We start from the raw sequence: 17348 nt of genomic DNA on the forward strand, positions 1-17348 counted from the left end.
AAGGGCAAGAAGATCGCCACCCCCCAGCTCGGCAACACCCAGGACGTGGCCTTCCTCAACTGGATCACCGAAAAGGGCTGGAAGGTCGACGCCCAGAGCGGCAAGGGCGACGTCTCCGTCGTCCGCACCGACAACAAGATCACCCCCGACGCCTACAAGTCCGGCTCCATCGACGGCGCCTGGGTCCCCGAACCCACCGCCTCCAAGCTGGTCTCCCAGGGCGCCAAAGTCCTCCTCGACGAAGCCGACCTGTGGGCCGACAAGGAATTCGTGATCACGAACATCATCGTGTCGCAGAAGTTCCTCAAGGCACACCCCGACGTCGTCGAAGCCGTCCTGCGCGGCTCGGTCAAGACCAACGACTGGATCAAGGCCAACCCCGACAAGGCCAAGGCCTCCGCCAACGCCGCCCTCAAGACGCTCAGCGGCAAGGCCCTGCCCGCCAACGTCCTCGACCCCGCATGGCAGTCGATCAAGACCACCAACGACCCACTCGCCGCCACCCTCGGCCTCGAAGCCGACCACGCCGTCAAGGCCGGACTCCTCAAGAAGCCCGACCTGAAGGGCATCTACGACCTGGCCCCGCTCAACAAGGTCCTCAAGGCCAACGGCAGGCCCCCGGTCGCCGACGCCGGCTTCGGCGTCGGATAGCACCGAACAGCGGCGCAGCGCGCCGACTCGATCGACGTCGCGCCGGAGGAGCTCATGAGCCTCCGGCCGCGGCACGTTCAGCGCGTCCGAGCCGAGGTGGCAGTGCCCTGCTGTCCGTACGGGTACTGCCACAGGCCCTGCCTCTCAAGCCTCGGCAGGACGCCCTCGCCGAACCAGTAGGCCTCCTCCAGATGCGGGTAGCCGGAGAGCACGAACTCCTCGATGCCCAGTCCGGCATACTCCTTGATCCGCTCGGCCACCTCGGTGTGACTGCCGACGAGCGCCGTCCCCGCGCCGCCGCGCACCAGGCCGATGCCCGCCCACAGGTTGGGGTGGATCTCCAGCCGGTCACGGCGGCCGCCGTGCAGCGCGAGCATCCGCTGCTGCCCCTCGGACTCACTGCGGGCCAGCCCTGCCTGGACGACCTCGACCGCCTTCGGGTCGACGCCGTCCAGGAGCCGGTTCGCCTCGGCCCAGGCCTGCTCGGAGGTGTCGCGGCTGATGACGTGCAACCGGATGCCGAAGCGCACCCTGCGGCCCGCCTTCTGCGCCAGCGCCCGTATCCAGGCGATCTTCTCCGCGACGGCGGCGGGCGGTTCCCCCCAGGTGAGATACACGTCCACATGTCGGGCCGCCACTTCCCCCGCGATCGCCGAGGAGCCACCGAAGTACACCTCGGGGACCGGATCGGGCACCTTGGTAAGTCTCGCGTCCTCGACATGGAGGTGCTCGCCGCGCAGGTCGACCGTCTTGCCCTGCCACAGCCCTCGTACGATCTCCAGGAACTCACCCGTGCGGCGATAGCGGGCGTCCTTGTCGAGAAAGTCGCCGTAGGCGCGCGGCTCGTGGCTCTCGCCGCCGGTGACGACGTTCAGCAGCAGCCGTCCGCCGCTCTGCCGCTGGAACGTGGAGGCCATCTGCGCGGCGAGCGTCGGCGAGACGAAGCCGGGCCGGAAGGCGACGAGGAACTTCAGGTGTTCGGTGTGCTGGCTGACCATCGCCGTGGTCAGCCACGCGTCCTCGCACCACGCCCCGGTCGGCGTGAGTACGCCGACGAAGCCCAGGCCCTCGGCGGCGCGGGCGATCTGGCTCAAGTAGGCGACTGTCGGCGGCCGCTCGCGCCCGGCCGCCGAGAAGAGGGCACCGTGGCCTCCGCCGACGATATGGCGGCTGTCCCCGTTGGTCGGCAGGAACCAGTGGAAGGTCAGGGACACGCGCAGACTCCCCTCGGGGTTGTTCGTCGGTGTCCGCCCGCAGTCGGGCGGCTCATCCGGCGGCCGCCAGCAGTGAGATACGGCCGCCCAGCGCGGCCGAGAACTGGTCGGTGACCTGGGCCAGCGCCTCAGCCGAGCCCGGCTCGACGGTGAGCGCGCCGTCCTCGCCCACCCTGATGTCCTTGTCGAGGGTGAACCAGCCCGGTGTGATGTGCGCGGGCCCCATGGAGGCGAGGACCGGGCGCAAGGCGTAGTCGATGGCCAGGACGTGGGCGACGGTGCCTCCGGTGGCCAGTGGGAGGACCGTCTTGCCCTCCAGGGCGCGCTGCGGCAACAGGTCGAGCAGTGACTTCAGCAGTCCCGAGTAGGCGGCCTTGTACACCGGGGTACCGATCACTACCCCGTCCGCCTGCTCGAACAGCGAGATCGCCCGGACGATGCCCGGGTGGCGAAAGTCAGCGCCGAGCAGCGCCTCGGCGGGCAGCGTACGGACATCCAACGGGATCACCTGGTGGCCGTGTGCGACGAGCCGTTCGTCCAGGTGACGCAGCAGTCGGGCGGTGCGGGAGGTGGCGGAGGGGCTTCCGGAGACAGACAGGACAGTGGCCATGGGGGGCCCTTTCGGATTGTCGTTACGTGCGCGGGCCGCGATCGGGTGGGTGGGGCCGGGCCGAGGCCCGGCTGGCGGCAGCCGGTCGGCGGCCCACTGTCGACGCGGTGACGGAGGCGGGTCGCAGCGCAGGGGCGCGGCCCGGCGGCCAGGGGGTACTCCCGTGCGTCAGCTCACGGGCAGGGAGTGCCCGCGGCGGCGCCATTCGCGCGCGAGCAGTTCGTAGGAGCGGACCCGGTCCGTGTGGTCGTGGGTGATCGTGGTGAGGAGCAGTTCGTCGGCGCCGGTAGCCTCCTGCAGTTGTTCCAGCCGGTCGGCCACCTGGCCCGGCGACCCGACGAACTGGGTGTCGAGGCGGTCCTGGACGAGGGCGCGATCCTCGTCGCTCCACACGTGGGCGCGCGCTTCGCGTGGCGTCGGGAAGGGGATGGCGCCCTCGGCGGTCCGGATGCTGCGCACCCACAGGCCGTAGCCGGCGGCGAGCTCACGGGCGGTGGTCTCGTCCTCGGCGACGACGACGTCCGCCGACACGCTGACGTACGGCTTGTCGAGGAAGTCGGAGGGCTGGAAGAAGGACCGGTAGCCCTCCACGGCCTCCAGCACCGTGGCCGGGCTGACGTGGTAGTTGGCCGCGAACCGCAGACCGTTGCGGCCCGCGACCGCCGCGCTCTCCCCGCCGCTGCTGCCCAGGATCCACACCTCCACGTCCGCCCCCTCCCCCGGCACGACGTGTGCCTCGACGCCCTCCGCGGAGCGGTAGGTGCCGGCCAGCAGGGCAAGGATGTCGTCGATCTGCTCGGCGTAGTCCTGCGCCTCGGCGCCCGGCAGCAGGAGCAGCTTGCGCTGTAGCGCGACGCGGGGTGAGCCGAGCAGATGCCGGAAGGAGAAGCGGGGCGGGATCACCAGGCCGTTCGGGGTGCGACCGTCGACGACGGGGGTCACGGGCTCCGATGCGGCGGTCGGCTCTGCCGGCGGGCGGCCACCCGAGCGGCCCAGACCCAGATCGAAGCGGCCCGGGTGCAGCGCGTCGAGCAGCCCGAACTCCTCCACGGTGGACAGCGCCGTGCGGTGGCCGAGCTGGAGGGCCCCGGATCCCAGCCGGATGGTGGAGGTGGCGGACGCGGTCAGCCCCAGGACGACGGCGGGCGACGTGCCGGCCACGCCGGGATTGAGGTGGTGCTCGGCGAACCAGTAGCGGGCGTACCCAAAGCGCTCGGCCTGCCGCGCGAGGTCGATGGAGTTGCGCAGGGCGTCGGCCGGCGTCGAGCCGGACGAGACCGGCACCAGGTCGAGGACGCCGAGAGCGATGTCAGACACGGGCGGGCTCCTGGGTGAGCGGTGACGGCGGAAGAACGGGCCCCCAGACGAACGGGGGGTCCGGGATCTCTTGGCGCAGAACGGGTGCGACCGCGGACTGGAACAGCTCCAGGGAGGCGCGGTGCCGGGCCTCCGGCAGCCCTGCCGCGTCGGCCTGCACATGGAGCACGCTGTGCCCGAACTGCTCGTGGTAGCGGTGGACCTTTTCGATGACCTGCTGGGGGCTGCCGATCAGGGCGGAGCTGCGTGCGACGAAGTCCTCCAGGGTCTCGAAGACCACGGGCAGGCCCGACTGCCGGAAGAAGGCCAGGTTGGCTTCGAAGACCGGCCGGTAGGTGGCCAGCGCCTGCTGGGAGGTGGGGGCCACATGGACACCGGCGGTGCCTGCGCCGACCGTGATCCGTGCCGGATCGTGGCCGTAGTGCTCCCAGCGCTCGCGGTAGTAGCGGATCAGCTCGGCGTATGGCTCGATGGGGTTGGTGACATTCGCCGAGAACAGCGGGTCGCCGTAGCGGGCGGCCAGATCGACCGACTCCTTGCTGGTGGCGCTGCCGTGCCAGACCCGGATCGGCTGCTGGTACGGCCGCGGCCACACCTCCGCGTCCGTCAGCGCGGGCCGGAAGGATGTCGCCGCGGTGACCTTGTCCTGCCGCCAGATCTGCCGGAACACCTCGTAGCTCTCGGCGTTGCGCTCCCACTGGTCCTCGGGCGTGACGTGGAACAGGTCGCGCTGAGCGGTGCCGTTGCCCTTGCCGATGATCAGATCGAGCCGGCCGTCGGAGAGGTGGTCGAGGGTGGCGTAGTCCTCGTAGGCGCGTACGGGGTCGAGGAGGCTCAGGGTGGTGACGGCGGTGAACAGCCGGATACGCCTGGTCAGGGCGGCGATGTGGCTGAGGACCACGGGCGGCGAGGAGGAGATGAACGGCCGCTCGTGCCGCTCCCCCACGCCGAAGCCGTCGAAGCCCAGCTCCTCGGCGAGCAGCGCGCTGTCGAGGACCTCGCGGAAGCGGTCGTGAGTCGGCTTGAGCACCCCGGTCACCGGGTCCGGGCGGTGTGTGATGAGGGTGATGGCGAGGAATTTCATGACGCCACCCGCTCGGTGCGCGCCTGGTCGGGGTGGGCGAGGCCGAGGTGGTCGCGCAGGGTCGTGCCCTCGTACTCGGTACGGAACACTCCCTGCTCCTGGAGCAGCGGGACGACCTTGTCGGCGAAGCCGTCGAGGCCGCTCGGCGTGATGTGCGGGACGAGGATGAAGCCGTCGCTGGCGTCGGCCTGGACGAGGTCGTTGATGGCCTTGGCGACGGTGGCGGGGGCGCCGACGAAGTTCTGCCGGTTGCCGGTGTGGATGACCAGGTCGCGGATGGACCAGCCGTTGGCGGCGGCCAGCTCCCGCCACTCGCGGGCGGTGGCCAGCGGGTCACGGTACATACGGACCTGGGCGCGGCCCTGGGAGATGTGGTTGTCGCTGACGTCCGGCTCGATGTCGGGAAGCGGCCCGTCGGGGTCGTAGGCGGACAGGTCCCGGTTCCAGACGAACTCCAGGTGTTTGAGGGCGGTCGCCCCGCTGACCTGTCGGCGGCGCACCTCGCGGGCGAGCTCCTCGGCCTCGGCGTCGGTGTCGGCCAGGGCGAAGGTCGCGGCCGGCAGGATCAGCAGGTCGCCGGGGCGGCGGCCGTACTTGGCCAGACGGGACTTCACGTCGGTGTAGAAGGCCCGGCCCGCCTCCAGCGTGCCGTACCGGCTGAAGATGGCATCGGCCTCGGCGGCGGCGAACTCGCGGCCCTCCTCCGAGTCCCCGGCCTGGAAGACGACGGGCCTGCCCTGCGGTGAGCGCGGTACGTTGAACTGGCCGTGGATGTCGAAGTGCCGCCCGCCGTGCACGAACGAACCGGCCTTGGCGTCGCGCAGGAACACCCCGCTCGCCTGGTCGGCGACGATCTCGTCGCCCTGCCAGGAGTCGAAGAGCTCGTTCGCCGTGGACAGGAACTCCCTGGCGCGGGAGTAACGCTCCGCCTGCGGCAAGAAGCCGCCGCGCCGGAAGTTCTCACCGGTGAAGGCGTCCCAGGAGGTGACGACGTTCCAGGCGGAGCGGCCGCCGGAGAGGTGGTCGAGGCTGGCGAACTGCCGGGCCACCTCGTAGGGCTCGTTGAAGGTGGAGTTGATGGTGCCGGTCAGACCCAGGTGCTCGGTGACGGCGGCGAGAGCGGCGAGGACGGTGAAGGTGTCGGGACGGCCGACGACATCCAGGTCGTAGAGTTTTCCGCCCTGTTCGCGCAGCCGCAGGCCTTCGGCGAGGAAGAGGAAGTCGAACTTGGCGCGTTCGGCGGTCCGCGCGAAGTGGGCGAAGGAGCTGAACTCGATATGGCTGCCGGCCGCTGGGTCGCTCCATACGGTGGTGTTGTTGACGCCCGGGAAATGCGCGGCCAGATGAATCTGCTTCAGTGGTTTGCTCATGTCTGTGCGGTCCTTCCGGCTCAGGCGGTGGCAGCGGCGTATCGGCTGGCGGGGCGCGGCAGGCCCAGCAGTCCGCGCAGGGTGTCGGCCTCGTAGGCGCTGCGGAAGACGCCACGGCGCTGGAGTTCGGGCACCAGGCCCCGGGTGATGGCCGCGAGGTCGTGCCCGGCGACGGCGGGCCGCAGCCGGAAGCCGCTGAGGCCTGCTCGGGCCCACTCCTGCAGCAGGTCGGCCAGTTGGGCGGGCGTCCCGGCGAAGACGTACGCGTCGCTCGTGTACGGCTCGTCGGCGAGGGCGTCCAGGCGTGCCCGCCGGTCCTCAGCGGCGCTCTGGTCCTCGTCCAGAAAGACGACCACGTCGCCGAAGACATGCAGCGGTTCTTCGCCGCGCCCGGCCGCCTCCTGTTCGGCCCGTATCTCGGCGACGATCGCACGGGCCTCGTCGATGTCGTGCGGGGTGGTGTAGCCGATGTCGGCCTGACGGGCCACCAGCCGGTAGGGCACGCTCTGGTGGGCGAGTGCGGTGACGAGCGGCTGGCCCTGCGGCGGGCGGGGTGTGATCGACGGGCCCTTGACACTGAAGTACTTGCCGTGGAAGTCGATGTAGTGCAGCTTCTCGCGGTCGATGAAGCGGCCCGTGGCCACGTCCCTGATCTCCGCGTCGTCCTCCCAGCTGTCCCACAGCCGGCGGACCACCTCCACGTAGTCGGCGGCCTCGTCGAAGAGTCCGGCCACCTGCTCCTGCCCGCCGGGGGTCCTCAGCTCCGTGAGGCTCAGCGGCGGGAAGGTGCGGCGGCCGAAGTGGGCGGCCTCGTGCGGGCGGGGTGAGATCTGTACGCGCAGACCGGCGCGCCCGCTGCTCACATAGTCGAGCGTGGCGATCGCCTTGGAGATGTGGAAGGGCTCGGTGTGGGTGGCCACCACCGTCGGTACCAGGCCGATGTGCCGGGTGAGGGGTGCGATCCGGGAGGCGATCAGGACGGCGTCCAGACGGCCGCGGACCTGGTCGGTGCGGCCGTCCGGCTCACCGAAGCGGGAGGACTGCAAGCCGAGGCCGTCCTCGAAGGTGACGAAGTCGAGCAGGCCGCGCTCGGCCTCGGCCACCAGGTCGGCCCAGTACGGGGCAGTGAACAGGTCGCGGGGGCGGGCGACTTGCTCACGCCAGGAGGCGGGATGCCAGCCGGTGCCGTCGAGGGCGACGGCAAGGTGCAGAGGGGAAAGGGGGGTTGAGGACACAAGGGTGCCTTTCCAGAAGGGTCCGTACGAGATCACCGGCCCGCGAAGTCGCGAGGCACACGGTGCTGGGGAGCGCGGACAGGGTCCCCGGCCGAGGGCGGGGAGACGGGGTCAGGCGCTACAGAGAGAGCCGGCGACGCGCTGGAGGTCGATGTGCGGCCGGGAGTGGAGGCGCACCGCGTGCGACACGAAGCTCACGTCCGCCACCTCCGTCCTGTCTTCTGGTCGTGCGCTGGAGTACATCGCGCATCTGTCCTTGAGTGCCAACAGCCCGCGTCCACGGTCTATTCCCGCGCCCTGACGGCTACTTGTTGGTCTTGGGCAGCCCAGGAGGGTTGATCTCCGACTTCTTCACGGCCTCGGCGGACAGCCCCCAGCGCTGGAGCACCTTCGCGTACGTACCGTCCTCGATGACATGGTTGAGCGCGTCGGCGAGCGCCTTCACCAGGCCGCTGTCCTTCTTGGTGGTGGCCGCGATGAGGCCCTGCAAGGTGGCGCCGGCGCCGGAGTAGGTGCCGACGACCTCGGTCTTGCCGGTGGTGGCGGCGTGGTAGGCGGCGGTCGGGTTGGGGCCGAGATAGAGGTCGATGCGGCCGGACTGGAGCGCGAGATAGGTGTCGCTGGGGTTCTGGTAGTACTTGATGTCCACCGGCCTGCGGCCGGCCTTCTCGTTCTCCTTGCTCCACTCGATGAGCAGCTTCTCCTGGTTGGTGCCGCTGCCCACGGCGACCGTCCGGCCCGCCACGTCCTCGGGTCCACCGACCTTCAGTCCGCTGCCCGCCTTCGTCTCGAAGCCCAGGTTGTCGGCGCGGTAGGAGGCGAAGTCGTACTTCTCCTTGCGCTCCTCGGTGACGGTGATGTTGCTGATGCCCACGTCGTACTTGGCGCTGTCGAGGCCGACGAAGATGTTCTCCCAGGAGACGGTGTTGATGTGCGCCTTGAGGCCGAGCACGTCGGCGACGAGGTGCGCGATGTCGGGTTCGACGCCGATGACGGTCTTGTCGTCGGTGGCGAAGAAGGTGAGCGGCGCCGTGGAACCGGACGAGCCGACGATCTCCAGGGTGCCTCTCTCGCGGATCTTCTCCGGGACCTCGGCGGCTATGGAGTCGACCTTGCCGGTGGTGATGCGGTGCTGGTCGGGGCTGGTGTTGATCGTCGTCTTGGCGTCCGAGGCGGCCGCGACCTCGGCCTTACCGCCGTCATCGGGGTTGCCGCAGGCGGAGAGGACCAGGGCGGCGGCGAGGCCGAGCGCGGCTGCGGTGGTACGGCGGGTGAGCGAGGTGGACACGGTCGTGCTCCTTGCGAGAGGGAGGGCGGGGCGGATCAGAGGACTTTGGAGAGGAACGCGCGGGTGCGCTCGTGGCGCGGAGTGTCCAGGACGGCCGTGGGCGTGCCCTGTTCCACGACGACGCCGCCGTCCATGAACACCACGGTGTCGGCGACTTCACGGGCGAAGCCGATCTCGTGAGTCACGACGATCATGGTGGTTCCGGTGCGGGCCAAGCCCTTGATGACGTCGAGGACTTCACCGACCAGTTCCGGGTCGAGCGCCGAGGTGGGCTCGTCGAAGAGCAGCACCTTCGGCTCCAGGGCGAGGGCGCGGGCGATGGCCACGCGCTGCTGCTGACCACCGGAGAGCTGGCGCGGGTAGGCGTCGGCCTTGTCGGCGAGCCCGACCCGGTCCAAGAGCCGCCGGGCTGTCTCCACCGCCTCCTTGCGCGGGCGGCGCAGCGCGGAGACCGGGGCCTCGATCAGGTTCTCCAGCACGCTCAGATGCGGGAAGAGGTTGAAGTTCTGGAAGACGAACCCGATGTGGGTGCGCTGTCTGAGGACGTCCTTCTCCTTCAGCTCGTACAGCTTGGCGCCCGCGCGGCGGTAGCCGATGAGCTCCCCGTCGATGCTGATCCAGCCACGGTTGACCTTCTCCAGGTGGTTGATGGCGCGCAGCAGCGTGGACTTCCCGGACCCGGACGGCCCCAGGATCACCGTGACCTCGCCGGCGCGGACCGTCAGGTCGACACCGCGCAGCACCTCCAGCGGGCCGAAACTCTTGTGGACGCCATGGATGTCGACCATCACCTCGCTCATCGGCTGTCTCCCAGGCTCTTCAGAGGGTTCAGGGCCACGACGGAGTGGTGGCGCTGGGCGGCCGCCGCGCGCAGCTGGTGTACGAAGCGCCGGGCGCGCTGGAGCGGGGTGGGCGGCGGGGTGCGATTGGCGCCCCGGGCGTAACGGCGCTCCACGTAGTACTGGGCGATGGACAGCAGGGAGGTCAGCACCACGTACCAGGCGGTGGCGACCAGCAGCAGCGGGATCACCCGGCCGTTGCGGCCGTAGATCACCTGCACCTGGTAGAACAGCTCGCCGATCGACATCACATAGACCACCGAGGTCCCCTTGAGCAGACCGATGATCTCGTTGCCGGCGGTGGGCAGGATGGCGCGCATGGCCTGCGGCAGGACGATCCGGCGGATCTGCCGCAGTCGCGGAATACCGAGCGCCGCCGCGGCCTCCAGCTGTCCGTGGTCGACGGCGATGACGCCGCCGCGCACGATCTCGGCGGCATAGGCGGCCTGGTGCAGCGTCAGCCCGATGACGGCCGCGCCCAGGGTGCCGATGATGCTGTTGCTGTCGACGGACCAGAACACCGGTCCGAAGGGGATGCCCAGCCCCAGCCTCTCGTACAGCGCGCTCAGGTTGAACCAGAACACCAGCTGGACGATCATCGGGATGGACCGGAAGATCCAGATGTATGTCCAGGCCACGGTCTGCAGCAGGGGGCTGCGCGACAGCCGCATGAAGGCCAGGACGGTCCCCAGCAGGAAGCCCAGCACGGTGGCGTAGGCGGTGAGCTGGAGGGTGACCCAGACCGCCTGGACGATCGTCTCGGACAGGACGTAGTCGCTGAACACGCCCCATTCCCAGACCGGGTTGGCGGCCAGGCCGTGGACGAACTGGACGAGCAGCACGCTCACGGCGAGGGCAGCCGCCCACCGGGCGTAGTGCCGGGCGGGCACGACCGTGAGCGTCGCCGGGTCGTGTGGGGTGGGCGGAGAGTGGGGGCCGGCGCCCGGCGGAAGGGCGCCGGGCGGCGCGGCGGAGTCGGTGGTGAGTCCCATCGTGGCGTTCCTGCTCACTGGTTACTGGTGCTCGGGCGGATTGATCTGCGACGCGTCGATCGCGGAGGCGGCGGTGCCCCACTTGGTGAGGATCCGGGCGTACGTACCGTCCTTGATCAGCTCGTTCACGGCGGCCTGGAACGCCTTGGTGAGCGGGGAGCCCTTCTTGAAGGCGAAGCCGACGTCGAGACGGTGGTACTCACCCAGGAAAGTCGTCTGGGAGGCCGGCTGGGCCGCCTGGTAGCGCAGACCGTTGATGGTCGACATGATCACGTCTATCCGGCCTTGCTGGAGCGCGGTGAGGCTGGCGGCGTTCTCCGAGTAGGCCTTGACGTCGTACGGTTTCTTGCCGGCCTTCGCGCACACGCCCTTCTGGGCGATGAGGGTCGCCTCGAACGTGGTGCCGGCCCCGGTGCCGATGCTCAGACCGCACAGCTGGGTGAGGTCGCTGACCTTCGTCGTGAGGCCGGTGCTGCCCTTCTTCACGGCGAAGCCCTGGCCGTCGTTGATGTAGGTGACGAAGTCGATGGCTTTCAGACGTGCGGTGGTGACGCCGAAGTTGCCGGTGCCCACGTCGTACTTGCCGCTGCCCAGCGCCGGCAGGATCGTCTCGAACGCGGCATTCTGACGGTGCAGTTCGACGCCGAGGACCTTGGCCACCGCGTCGGCCAGGTCGATGTCCTGTCCGGCGGGCGCCTTGTCCGAGCCGTTGGGGTAGTACGCCCCCGGCGGGAACCCGATCGAGCTGCCGACGCGCAGGGTGCCCGCCGCGCGTACGTCGGCGGGCAGCAGGGCGGCGACGGCGTCCACCTTGCGCACGGCGGCGACCGGGTCGCCGCTGGGGACGGGGGCCCGGGCTCCGACCGCGGCCGTACCGTCGCTGTCACCGGAGCCGCAGGCGGTCAGCACGAGGAGCGGCAACAGCATGAGGGAGGCGACGCCTCGCGGACGGGTTCTGATGCTGAGACGGTTCACAGTGCGGTGGCCTTTCCGGTGCTGAGGTGTTTCTCGAAGGGCAGCGGGCCGATGGTTTCGGGGTCGGCCTCCGTGTCGAACAGCGGTGTGTAGCCCATGGCCAGGTACAGGCCGCGGGCCTCCGGCTGGCGCGGCCCGGTGGTCAGGAAGAGGCGCCGGTAGTGACGGGCACGCGCTTCGCCCTCCAGTTCGGCGACGACGCGGCGGCCCAGACCGCGACGCCGCCGAGCGGAGTGCGTCCAGATCCGCTTCAGTTCGGCCGTGGTGTCGTCGTACCGACGGAAGGCGCCGCCCGCGACCGGCTCACCGCGCTCCAGGACCAGCAACAGGACGCCGCCGTACGGCGCGGTGAACTGCTCGTTCGGGTAGCGGGCGAGTTCGGCACGGGCGTTCCGGCCGTAGCGCAGCGCGTACTCGTCACCGAGCTCGCGCAACAGCGGTGCCACGCGTGGGTCGCCCACCGTGGCATGAACGACCGTCTGCTCGGCCGAGCTTGAGGGTGAGGGGATGAGGGAGGTCATCCCTCCACCGCCGCACGGTTCCGCGTGCCGCGCACCGCGCGTTCGGCGTCGCACGCGCACCCCTCGCCGGAGGCGGCGCCGCAGCGCGAGGTCGCTTCAACATCCTGGTGGGGAGCTGCGGTGCCGAGGAATCGCACAGGCATGGGGGTGGCCTTTCAGAGAAGACAGCACACAGGCATGGCGGAACAACCCCTGCACGACAGGCAGGTATGAACCGTCAGAGAACGAGCCATTACAGGCGTGACGACGCCAGGCATCGGGAAATACGGTGGGGCGGCAGCACGCGCCAAGGGGAAAAACGGCCCGCGTCGGGGATCACCGAAGGAGGGAAGGGCCGATCAGACAGCCCGCTGCCGAGTCAGACGCAACACGCGGCGGACCACACCCGACCGAAGTCGATGTGGCCACGCGAGACCAAGCGCTGCTGGGCGTTCATGGGATCAATTGAGCAGGCCAACCCGCTGTTCGTCAAGCATCGCCCGGATACCGGACCGTACGGCAGCGATCCCCGGGCGCTGTTGACACATCCGTACCGCAGACACATACGATCGACGCGGATCCGGCTGCGCCCTGCGCGGCAGCCTCTCCGGCCGCGTTGAGGGACGCGGCGACCGTGACGACACCGAGCCCCGGCCCCACCACGGCCGCGCGCCACCCGCGCCGGGCACCTCCGCGCACCTCCGCGCATGCCCCGGGTGGGTCACCCACGCCAGCGACTCCCTCCTCCGCAGAGGCCTCCGATGCTCACGCCTTCCGAAGTCACCGCCCCCGACGCCGATCCCGCCCCCGACGCCTATCCCACCCCCGGCCCTTCCGCGAAGGATGCGGCAGCACCGGGAACAGCCGGCCCCGACCTGCCACGGATCGTGCCACGTCGGCACATCGGCCGCTGGCTGGCCGCTGCCGCCGCGCTGCTCGCGGCCTCGATGGCGCTCAACTCCGTTGTCCGCAACCAGGCTTTCCAGTGGGAGGTGGTGGGGCAGTACTTCACCACTGCCGCCGTACTCGACGGGCTCCTGCTGACCCTGTGGCTCACCGGCGCGGTCATGGTGCTCGGGTTTCTGCTCGGCACTGTGCTGGCGGTCATGCGCCTCTCCCATAACCCGGTGCTGCGCACGCTGAGTTGGGGCTATGTATGGATATTCCGCTCCACGCCGCTCCTGGTGCAGCTGCTGCTCTGGTTCAACATCGGCGCGCTGTATCCCACGCTCGGCCTGGGTATCCCGTACGGTCCTCAGTTCGTCACCGTCAAAACGGTGAACCTGCTCGGCCCCACCCTCACCGCAGTGATCGGCCTGACCCTGCACGAGACCGCGTACGCCGCCGAGGTGATCCGCGGCGGCATCCTGTCGGTCGAAACGGGGCAGACCGAGGCAGCCCAGGCGCTCGGCCTGAGCAGGCACCGCACCCTGCGCCGCATCGTCATCCCGCAGGCCATGCGGTCCATCGTGCCCACCGCGGGAAACATGCTGATCGGTACGCTCAAGGGCACCAGCATCGTCAGCGTGCTGGCCGTGCACGACCTGCTGCACTCGGTCCAGCTGATCTACAACCAGACCTACCAGGTCATCCCCCTGCTGATGGTCGCCACCCTCTGGTACCTCGCGGTCACCACCGTGCTGAACGTGGCGCAGTTCTACCTTGAGCGGTACTACGCGCGGGGCACCGCCCGCGCGCTGCCACGCACGCCACTCCAGCGGATGCGCATCCGCCTGACCGCCTTGCGCGCCTGGCTGCACAAGGCGACCGCCACCGATGCGCGGGCTGCGCTGGGCGGCGAGCGGGACGGACGTGGGGCAAACCGCCCGGGTGCGGGATGAGTCCCGCCTCGCGGTCGTCAGCTCGGCGAGAGCGCCGAAACGCTCGGGGATCGCGTCGGTGCCGACGGGCCGGTCACGTCCAGGCGGGTGCGGCCGAGCCGGCATGCGAGGAAAAATCCACGGGAGCGGACGGCAGGGCGCTGCTACGGTCGGGCGCCATGAGCTGGCTTCCCGATGACTTCGTCCACCCCGTCCTCGTACCGCTGCCAGGCGGTGATCATCACCTGCGGCCGATCCGGGAGGCGGACACCCCGCTCGACTATCCGGCTGTGATGGGTTCGCGCGAGCGCCTGTGGACCATCTACGGTCCCGCCTGGGGCTGGCCCGCGGCCACCATGACGTACGAGGCCGACCAGGCCGACCTGCTGCGGCACGAGAAGGAGATCGCCGCACACCAGTCCTTCAACTACGCGCTGTTCGACGCGGCGGAGACAGCACTGCTCGGCTGCGTCTACATCGACCCACCGGAGAAGGCCGGCGCGGACGGGGAGATCTCGTGGTGGGTGGTGGACGATCTGGTGGGCAGCAAGGTCGAACAGGGCCTCGACGCGCTGGTGCCGCAGTGGATCGCCGCCGACTGGCCGTTCGAGCAGCCGCGCTTCCTCGGCCGTGAGATCTCCTGGTCGGACTGGCTCGCCCTGCCGCAGCATCCCCACGCGTAACTGGGACGAGACCCTGTAGGTCGCCGGACCGGGCCGGGGCGGCGCAGAGGTGCCGCCGATCTTCACACAAGTAACATCCAGGTCATGTCTCTAAGCACCAAGCTGGAAGGTTCGGCCAAAATAGGGCTGGCGCTGCTGGGCGTCGCGGCCCTCGCCACCTCGCTCAACCGGGCAACGCACACCGACGAGGGCGCAGCGAACTGGATCTCGTACTTCACCAATCTCTCCAACCTGCTCGGCGCCGCCGTTCTGCTGGTCGGCGGCCTGGCCCTGTTGCGCGGCACCCGCCCGGTCCCCGACCTGTTGCGCGGCGCCGCCACCCTCTATCTGGTGATCACCGGAGTGGTGTACTGGGCTCTGCTGGCCGGCACCATCGATGCGAACACGATCATCTGGGCCAACAACGTGGTGCACGGCGTCATGCCGGCCGTGTTCCTCACCGACTGGCTCCTGCGGCCTCCACTGCGCCGCATCCCCTGGACCCAGTCTCTGCGGTGGTTGGTCTTCCCGCTGCTCTACCTCGCCTACTCGCTACTGCGCGGGCCGCACGCGGGTTGGTACCCGTACGACTTCCTCGACCCCCGCGAGCCGGGAGGCTACAAGCACGTGGCGACCTGGTCAGTGATCATTACGCTGGCCTTCACGGGGATGGCGTCGCTGCTTGTCCTGTACGCCAACGCGCGCTGCAAGAGGGGAGGAACCGGCGCCAGCGAGCACGAAGACCGCGACCGGGATTTGATGCCGACCTGAGAGTCGCCGCGCAGGCGGCCCGACCGGAGTGGGCCCTATGGACGGGACGGAGACGGTCGTGCGGTGTGAGTTCTGCTCCGCCCGGTCCGCCGCACGGGACCTCTCATGGGCCTGCGCTACTACGAGGAGCAGGGACTCCTGGAGTCCTACCGTCTCGACAGCGGACACCGACGCTACGACGACAGCGCCCCCGCCGTCGTCGGACGCATTCGCGCGCTACTGGACGCCGGCCTGCCGACCCGGGTCATTCGCGACCTGCAACCGTGCATTCGCCAGGACGGTACGGTCGCCGAATGCAAGCTGGAGACCCTCCAAGAACACCTCCAGGGTCTGGACGACCGCATCTCCGCGCTACTGGAAACCCGCACCTCCCTGGCCGGGCCCATCTCCGCCACCCAGGCCCGCGAGCTGACCCACCGGTGCCGACATGACCCTCCTTGTGTTTCGTTATTCGAACCGCTAGCATCCAAAGCGTTTCTGATTTCGAAACGAACTCAACGGGAGAGCCGATGTCGCGGATAGCGCTGCTGGAACTGCCGTACACCGACCAGGCCGGCGAACTACTCGCGCGCATGACGCCGGGGGACGCCCCGCCGATCGGAGTGCTCCCGAGGTTCGCCAGAAACCTCTGGGTGGTCGGCGCCATGCACGCGTGGGGTCGCTATGAATGGGGCAGACAGCCGACATCTCTGGGCGGAGTTCGTCATGCATAAGTTGGTGGTCCTGTATTCCGAGCCCGCCGATCCCGACCACTTCCGCGACTACTACGTGACCAACCACCTTCCGCTGGTCATGAACTGGCCCGGCCTGCTTGCGTGGCGCTACAGCTTCGACGTGGCGGCGACCGAGGGAGAAGCGCCGTATTTCGCGGTCTTCGAGGGCGACTTCGCCGACGCCGCCGCCATGGCCGCCGCGCGGGCATCGCCGTACGGCCAGCGGCTGGCCGCCGATGTCGCCAACTACGCCACCGGCGGTGCGGTCATCCTCCACTATCCGGTGCATGAGGGCACCGGGTAGAAACAGACCGGTACGCTCCGGACGCGTTCGGTCGGCCGTTGTGACCCCGTTGTGACCAGTGCCGGCCAGGTCCGGCCAGCGGCGGACGCCGTACGCGGTTGGCGGTTCGTTGAGCGTCGAAGGAGGGCCGATGTCCTGGCCTGATGTCACGGTGGTTGATGCGTGCGTGCGGCGCGACGGCCGGGGCGGTAGCCCCACGGCCGTCACCGACGACGACCCGGCGGCGACGGATGCGGACCGGCGTGCGGTCGCCGCTGCGGCCGGCACCTCGCACGCGGCGTTCCTCGGCCGGGGGCGGACGCCGGACGGTGGCCGGCCGGTCCGGTTCTTCACCGCCACCGCCGAACTGTCCGGCTGCGGCCACGGCACCGTTGCCGCTCAGGCCGTCCGGTTGACCCGCGCCGCGCTGGGCGAACTGAACGACCGCCAACACACCGGCGGGCGCACATTCGACACCGTCGCGATCCGCCGCCCAGCCGGCATCGAGGTGTGGTTCGACCAAGGCCTCGTCGCGCTGCGTCACCCGGCACCGGATGAGCGCGCCGCGATCGTCACCGCGCTCGGGCTCACCGCGGACGATTTCCATCCGGCCGACGTGCCACGGGTCGCCGCGCCCGGCGCACCACGCATGTTGGTGCCGGTCCACGACCGTGCGACGCTGCTCCGAGTCCGCCCGCACCTCGGCAGGCTGACAGCGGCGTGCCGGCGGTACGGGCTCCTCGGGTGTTTCGTGTACGTACCGCCGGTGGGCGACCGACCGGGCGCGGCGAGGATGTTCGCACCGGCGATCGGTGTCGACGAGGACGTCGCCAACGCGAACAGCACCGGCTGCCTGGCCGCCCACCTGCTGGACACCACAGGGGCGCAGACAGTCGCGATCGAGGTGGAGCAGGGCGACACCCTCGGTCGACCGGCCAGTGTGCTCGCTTCGGCCCGACGCGGGCCGGCGGGCATCACGACCCGGGTCGGCGGGTTGGCGGTGGTCCGCGACGGGCACTGAGGC

General features: G+C 69.9%; 19 protein-coding genes. 7 read left to right on the plus strand and 12 right to left on the minus strand.

The features are described from left to right. The coding region (locus ABD236_RS10560; protein ID WP_344072814.1) for an ABC transporter substrate-binding protein at window positions 1-651 on the plus strand (651 nt) is incomplete at its 5' end. A gap of 77 nt (window positions 652-728) precedes the next feature. Here the strand turns inward: ABD236_RS10560 and ABD236_RS10565 are convergent. The 12 genes from ABD236_RS10565 to ABD236_RS10615 all read right to left on the minus strand — a co-directional run bounded on the left by ABD236_RS10565 (window position 729) and on the right by ABD236_RS10615 (window position 12096). Continuing rightward, complete coding sequence (locus tag ABD236_RS10565) at window positions 729-1865, minus strand: LLM class flavin-dependent oxidoreductase (protein ID WP_344072819.1); 1137 nt, start codon at window positions 1863-1865, stop codon at window positions 729-731. Between the two features lie 52 nt (window positions 1866-1917). Further along, on the minus strand, window positions 1918-2475 hold the full coding sequence (gene ssuE / locus ABD236_RS10570; RefSeq protein WP_344072821.1) for an NADPH-dependent FMN reductase: 558 nt from the start codon (window positions 2473-2475) through the stop codon (window positions 1918-1920). Window positions 2476-2643: 168 nt separating this feature from the next. Beyond that, window positions 2644-3792, minus strand: coding sequence for an LLM class flavin-dependent oxidoreductase (locus tag ABD236_RS10575; protein ID WP_344072824.1), 1149 nt, complete (start codon window positions 3790-3792; stop codon window positions 2644-2646). Further along, window positions 3785-4876, minus strand: a complete 1092-nt coding sequence (locus ABD236_RS10580) for an LLM class flavin-dependent oxidoreductase (RefSeq protein WP_344072826.1) — start codon at window positions 4874-4876, stop codon at window positions 3785-3787. Before ABD236_RS10580 ends, ABD236_RS10575 begins: the two co-directional genes overlap by 8 nt. Further along, window positions 4873-6246 carry an NtaA/DmoA family FMN-dependent monooxygenase gene (locus ABD236_RS10585; protein WP_344072828.1) on the minus strand — a complete coding sequence of 458 codons (1374 nt, stop codon included), beginning with the start codon at window positions 6244-6246 and terminating at the stop codon, window positions 4873-4875. The genes ABD236_RS10580 and ABD236_RS10585 overlap by 4 nt, the downstream gene beginning before the upstream one ends. A gap of 20 nt (window positions 6247-6266) precedes the next feature. Next, entirely contained in the window at window positions 6267-7481 is a 1215-nt protein-coding gene (locus tag ABD236_RS10590) for an LLM class flavin-dependent oxidoreductase (protein ID WP_344072830.1), read from the minus strand. 111 nt (window positions 7482-7592) lie between these two features. After that, a complete protein-coding gene (locus tag ABD236_RS35005; RefSeq protein WP_425543853.1) occupies window positions 7593-7724 on the minus strand; it encodes a putative leader peptide in 132 nt (43 codons plus the stop codon). 61 nt (window positions 7725-7785) lie between these two features. Then, window positions 7786-8769: an ABC transporter substrate-binding protein gene (locus ABD236_RS10595; protein WP_344072832.1), complete on the minus strand. Its 984-nt coding sequence runs from the start codon at window positions 8767-8769 to the stop codon at window positions 7786-7788. Between the two features lie 35 nt (window positions 8770-8804). Next, window positions 8805-9569 carry an amino acid ABC transporter ATP-binding protein gene (locus tag ABD236_RS10600; protein WP_344072835.1) on the minus strand — a complete coding sequence of 255 codons (765 nt, stop codon included), beginning with the start codon at window positions 9567-9569 and terminating at the stop codon, window positions 8805-8807. Continuing rightward, window positions 9566-10600, minus strand: a complete 1035-nt coding sequence (locus ABD236_RS10605; RefSeq protein ID WP_344072837.1) for an amino acid ABC transporter permease — start codon at window positions 10598-10600, stop codon at window positions 9566-9568. The genes ABD236_RS10600 and ABD236_RS10605 overlap by 4 nt, the downstream gene beginning before the upstream one ends. Before the next feature lie 21 nt (window positions 10601-10621). Continuing rightward, complete coding sequence (locus ABD236_RS10610; protein ID WP_344072839.1) at window positions 10622-11527, minus strand: ABC transporter substrate-binding protein; 906 nt, start codon at window positions 11525-11527, stop codon at window positions 10622-10624. Between the two features lie 44 nt (window positions 11528-11571). Continuing rightward, window positions 11572-12096 carry a GNAT family N-acetyltransferase gene (locus tag ABD236_RS10615; RefSeq protein ID WP_344072841.1) on the minus strand — a complete coding sequence of 175 codons (525 nt, stop codon included), beginning with the start codon at window positions 12094-12096 and terminating at the stop codon, window positions 11572-11574. 740 nt (window positions 12097-12836) lie between these two features. Here ABD236_RS10615 and ABD236_RS10620 point away from each other — a divergent pair. From ABD236_RS10620 to ABD236_RS10645, 6 genes are all read left to right on the plus strand, one after another. Further along, window positions 12837-13916, plus strand: coding sequence for an amino acid ABC transporter permease (locus ABD236_RS10620; RefSeq protein WP_344072843.1), 1080 nt, complete (start codon window positions 12837-12839; stop codon window positions 13914-13916). Window positions 13917-14074: 158 nt separating this feature from the next. Further along, window positions 14075-14578, plus strand: coding sequence for a GNAT family N-acetyltransferase (locus tag ABD236_RS10625; protein ID WP_344072845.1), 504 nt, complete (start codon window positions 14075-14077; stop codon window positions 14576-14578). A gap of 84 nt (window positions 14579-14662) precedes the next feature. After that, complete coding sequence (locus ABD236_RS10630; RefSeq protein WP_344072847.1) at window positions 14663-15328, plus strand: Pr6Pr family membrane protein; 666 nt, start codon at window positions 14663-14665, stop codon at window positions 15326-15328. 105 nt (window positions 15329-15433) lie between these two features. Further along, window positions 15434-15850: a MerR family transcriptional regulator gene (locus ABD236_RS10635; protein WP_344072849.1), complete on the plus strand. Its 417-nt coding sequence runs from the start codon at window positions 15434-15436 to the stop codon at window positions 15848-15850. 183 nt (window positions 15851-16033) lie between these two features. Further along, a complete protein-coding gene (locus tag ABD236_RS10640; protein WP_344072851.1) occupies window positions 16034-16345 on the plus strand; it encodes an EthD family reductase in 312 nt (103 codons plus the stop codon). A gap of 130 nt (window positions 16346-16475) precedes the next feature. Continuing rightward, complete coding sequence (locus tag ABD236_RS10645; protein ID WP_344072853.1) at window positions 16476-17345, plus strand: PhzF family phenazine biosynthesis protein; 870 nt, start codon at window positions 16476-16478, stop codon at window positions 17343-17345. The last annotated feature ends 3 nt before the right edge of the window (window positions 17346-17348 follow it).

It is taken from the genome of Streptomyces crystallinus, assembly GCF_039521265.1.
GTDB classification, from domain to species: Bacteria; Actinomycetota; Actinomycetes; order Streptomycetales; family Streptomycetaceae; genus Streptomyces; species Streptomyces crystallinus.

What these genes read in the sequence shown, in the direction of transcription:
- ssuE (WP_344072821.1), bottom strand. Translation starts at nt 2,475, where the DNA reads ATGGCCACTGTCCTGTCTGTCTCCGGAAGCCCCTCCGCCACCTCCCGC.
- ABD236_RS10580 (WP_344072826.1), bottom strand. Translation starts at nt 4,876, where the DNA reads ATGAAATTCCTCGCCATCACCCTCATCACACACCGCCCGGACCCGGTG.
- ABD236_RS10585 (WP_344072828.1), bottom strand. Translation starts at nt 6,246, where the DNA reads ATGAGCAAACCACTGAAGCAGATTCATCTGGCCGCGCATTTCCCGGGC.
- ABD236_RS35005 (WP_425543853.1), bottom strand. Translation starts at nt 7,724, where the DNA reads ATGTACTCCAGCGCACGACCAGAAGACAGGACGGAGGTGGCGGACGTG.
- ABD236_RS10600 (WP_344072835.1), bottom strand. Translation starts at nt 9,569, where the DNA reads ATGAGCGAGGTGATGGTCGACATCCATGGCGTCCACAAGAGTTTCGGC.
- ABD236_RS10605 (WP_344072837.1), bottom strand. Translation starts at nt 10,600, where the DNA reads ATGGGACTCACCACCGACTCCGCCGCGCCGCCCGGCGCCCTTCCGCCG.
- ABD236_RS10610 (WP_344072839.1), bottom strand. Translation starts at nt 11,527, where the DNA reads ATGCTGTTGCCGCTCCTCGTGCTGACCGCCTGCGGCTCCGGTGACAGC.
- ABD236_RS10615 (WP_344072841.1), bottom strand. Translation starts at nt 12,096, where the DNA reads ATGACCTCCCTCATCCCCTCACCCTCAAGCTCGGCCGAGCAGACGGTC.
- ABD236_RS10620 (WP_344072843.1), top strand. Translation starts at nt 12,837, where the DNA reads ATGCTCACGCCTTCCGAAGTCACCGCCCCCGACGCCGATCCCGCCCCC.
- ABD236_RS10625 (WP_344072845.1), top strand. Translation starts at nt 14,075, where the DNA reads ATGAGCTGGCTTCCCGATGACTTCGTCCACCCCGTCCTCGTACCGCTG.
- ABD236_RS10630 (WP_344072847.1), top strand. Translation starts at nt 14,663, where the DNA reads ATGTCTCTAAGCACCAAGCTGGAAGGTTCGGCCAAAATAGGGCTGGCG.
- ABD236_RS10635 (WP_344072849.1), top strand. Translation starts at nt 15,434, where the DNA reads ATGGGCCTGCGCTACTACGAGGAGCAGGGACTCCTGGAGTCCTACCGT.
- ABD236_RS10640 (WP_344072851.1), top strand. Translation starts at nt 16,034, where the DNA reads ATGCATAAGTTGGTGGTCCTGTATTCCGAGCCCGCCGATCCCGACCAC.
- ABD236_RS10645 (WP_344072853.1), top strand. Translation starts at nt 16,476, where the DNA reads ATGTCCTGGCCTGATGTCACGGTGGTTGATGCGTGCGTGCGGCGCGAC.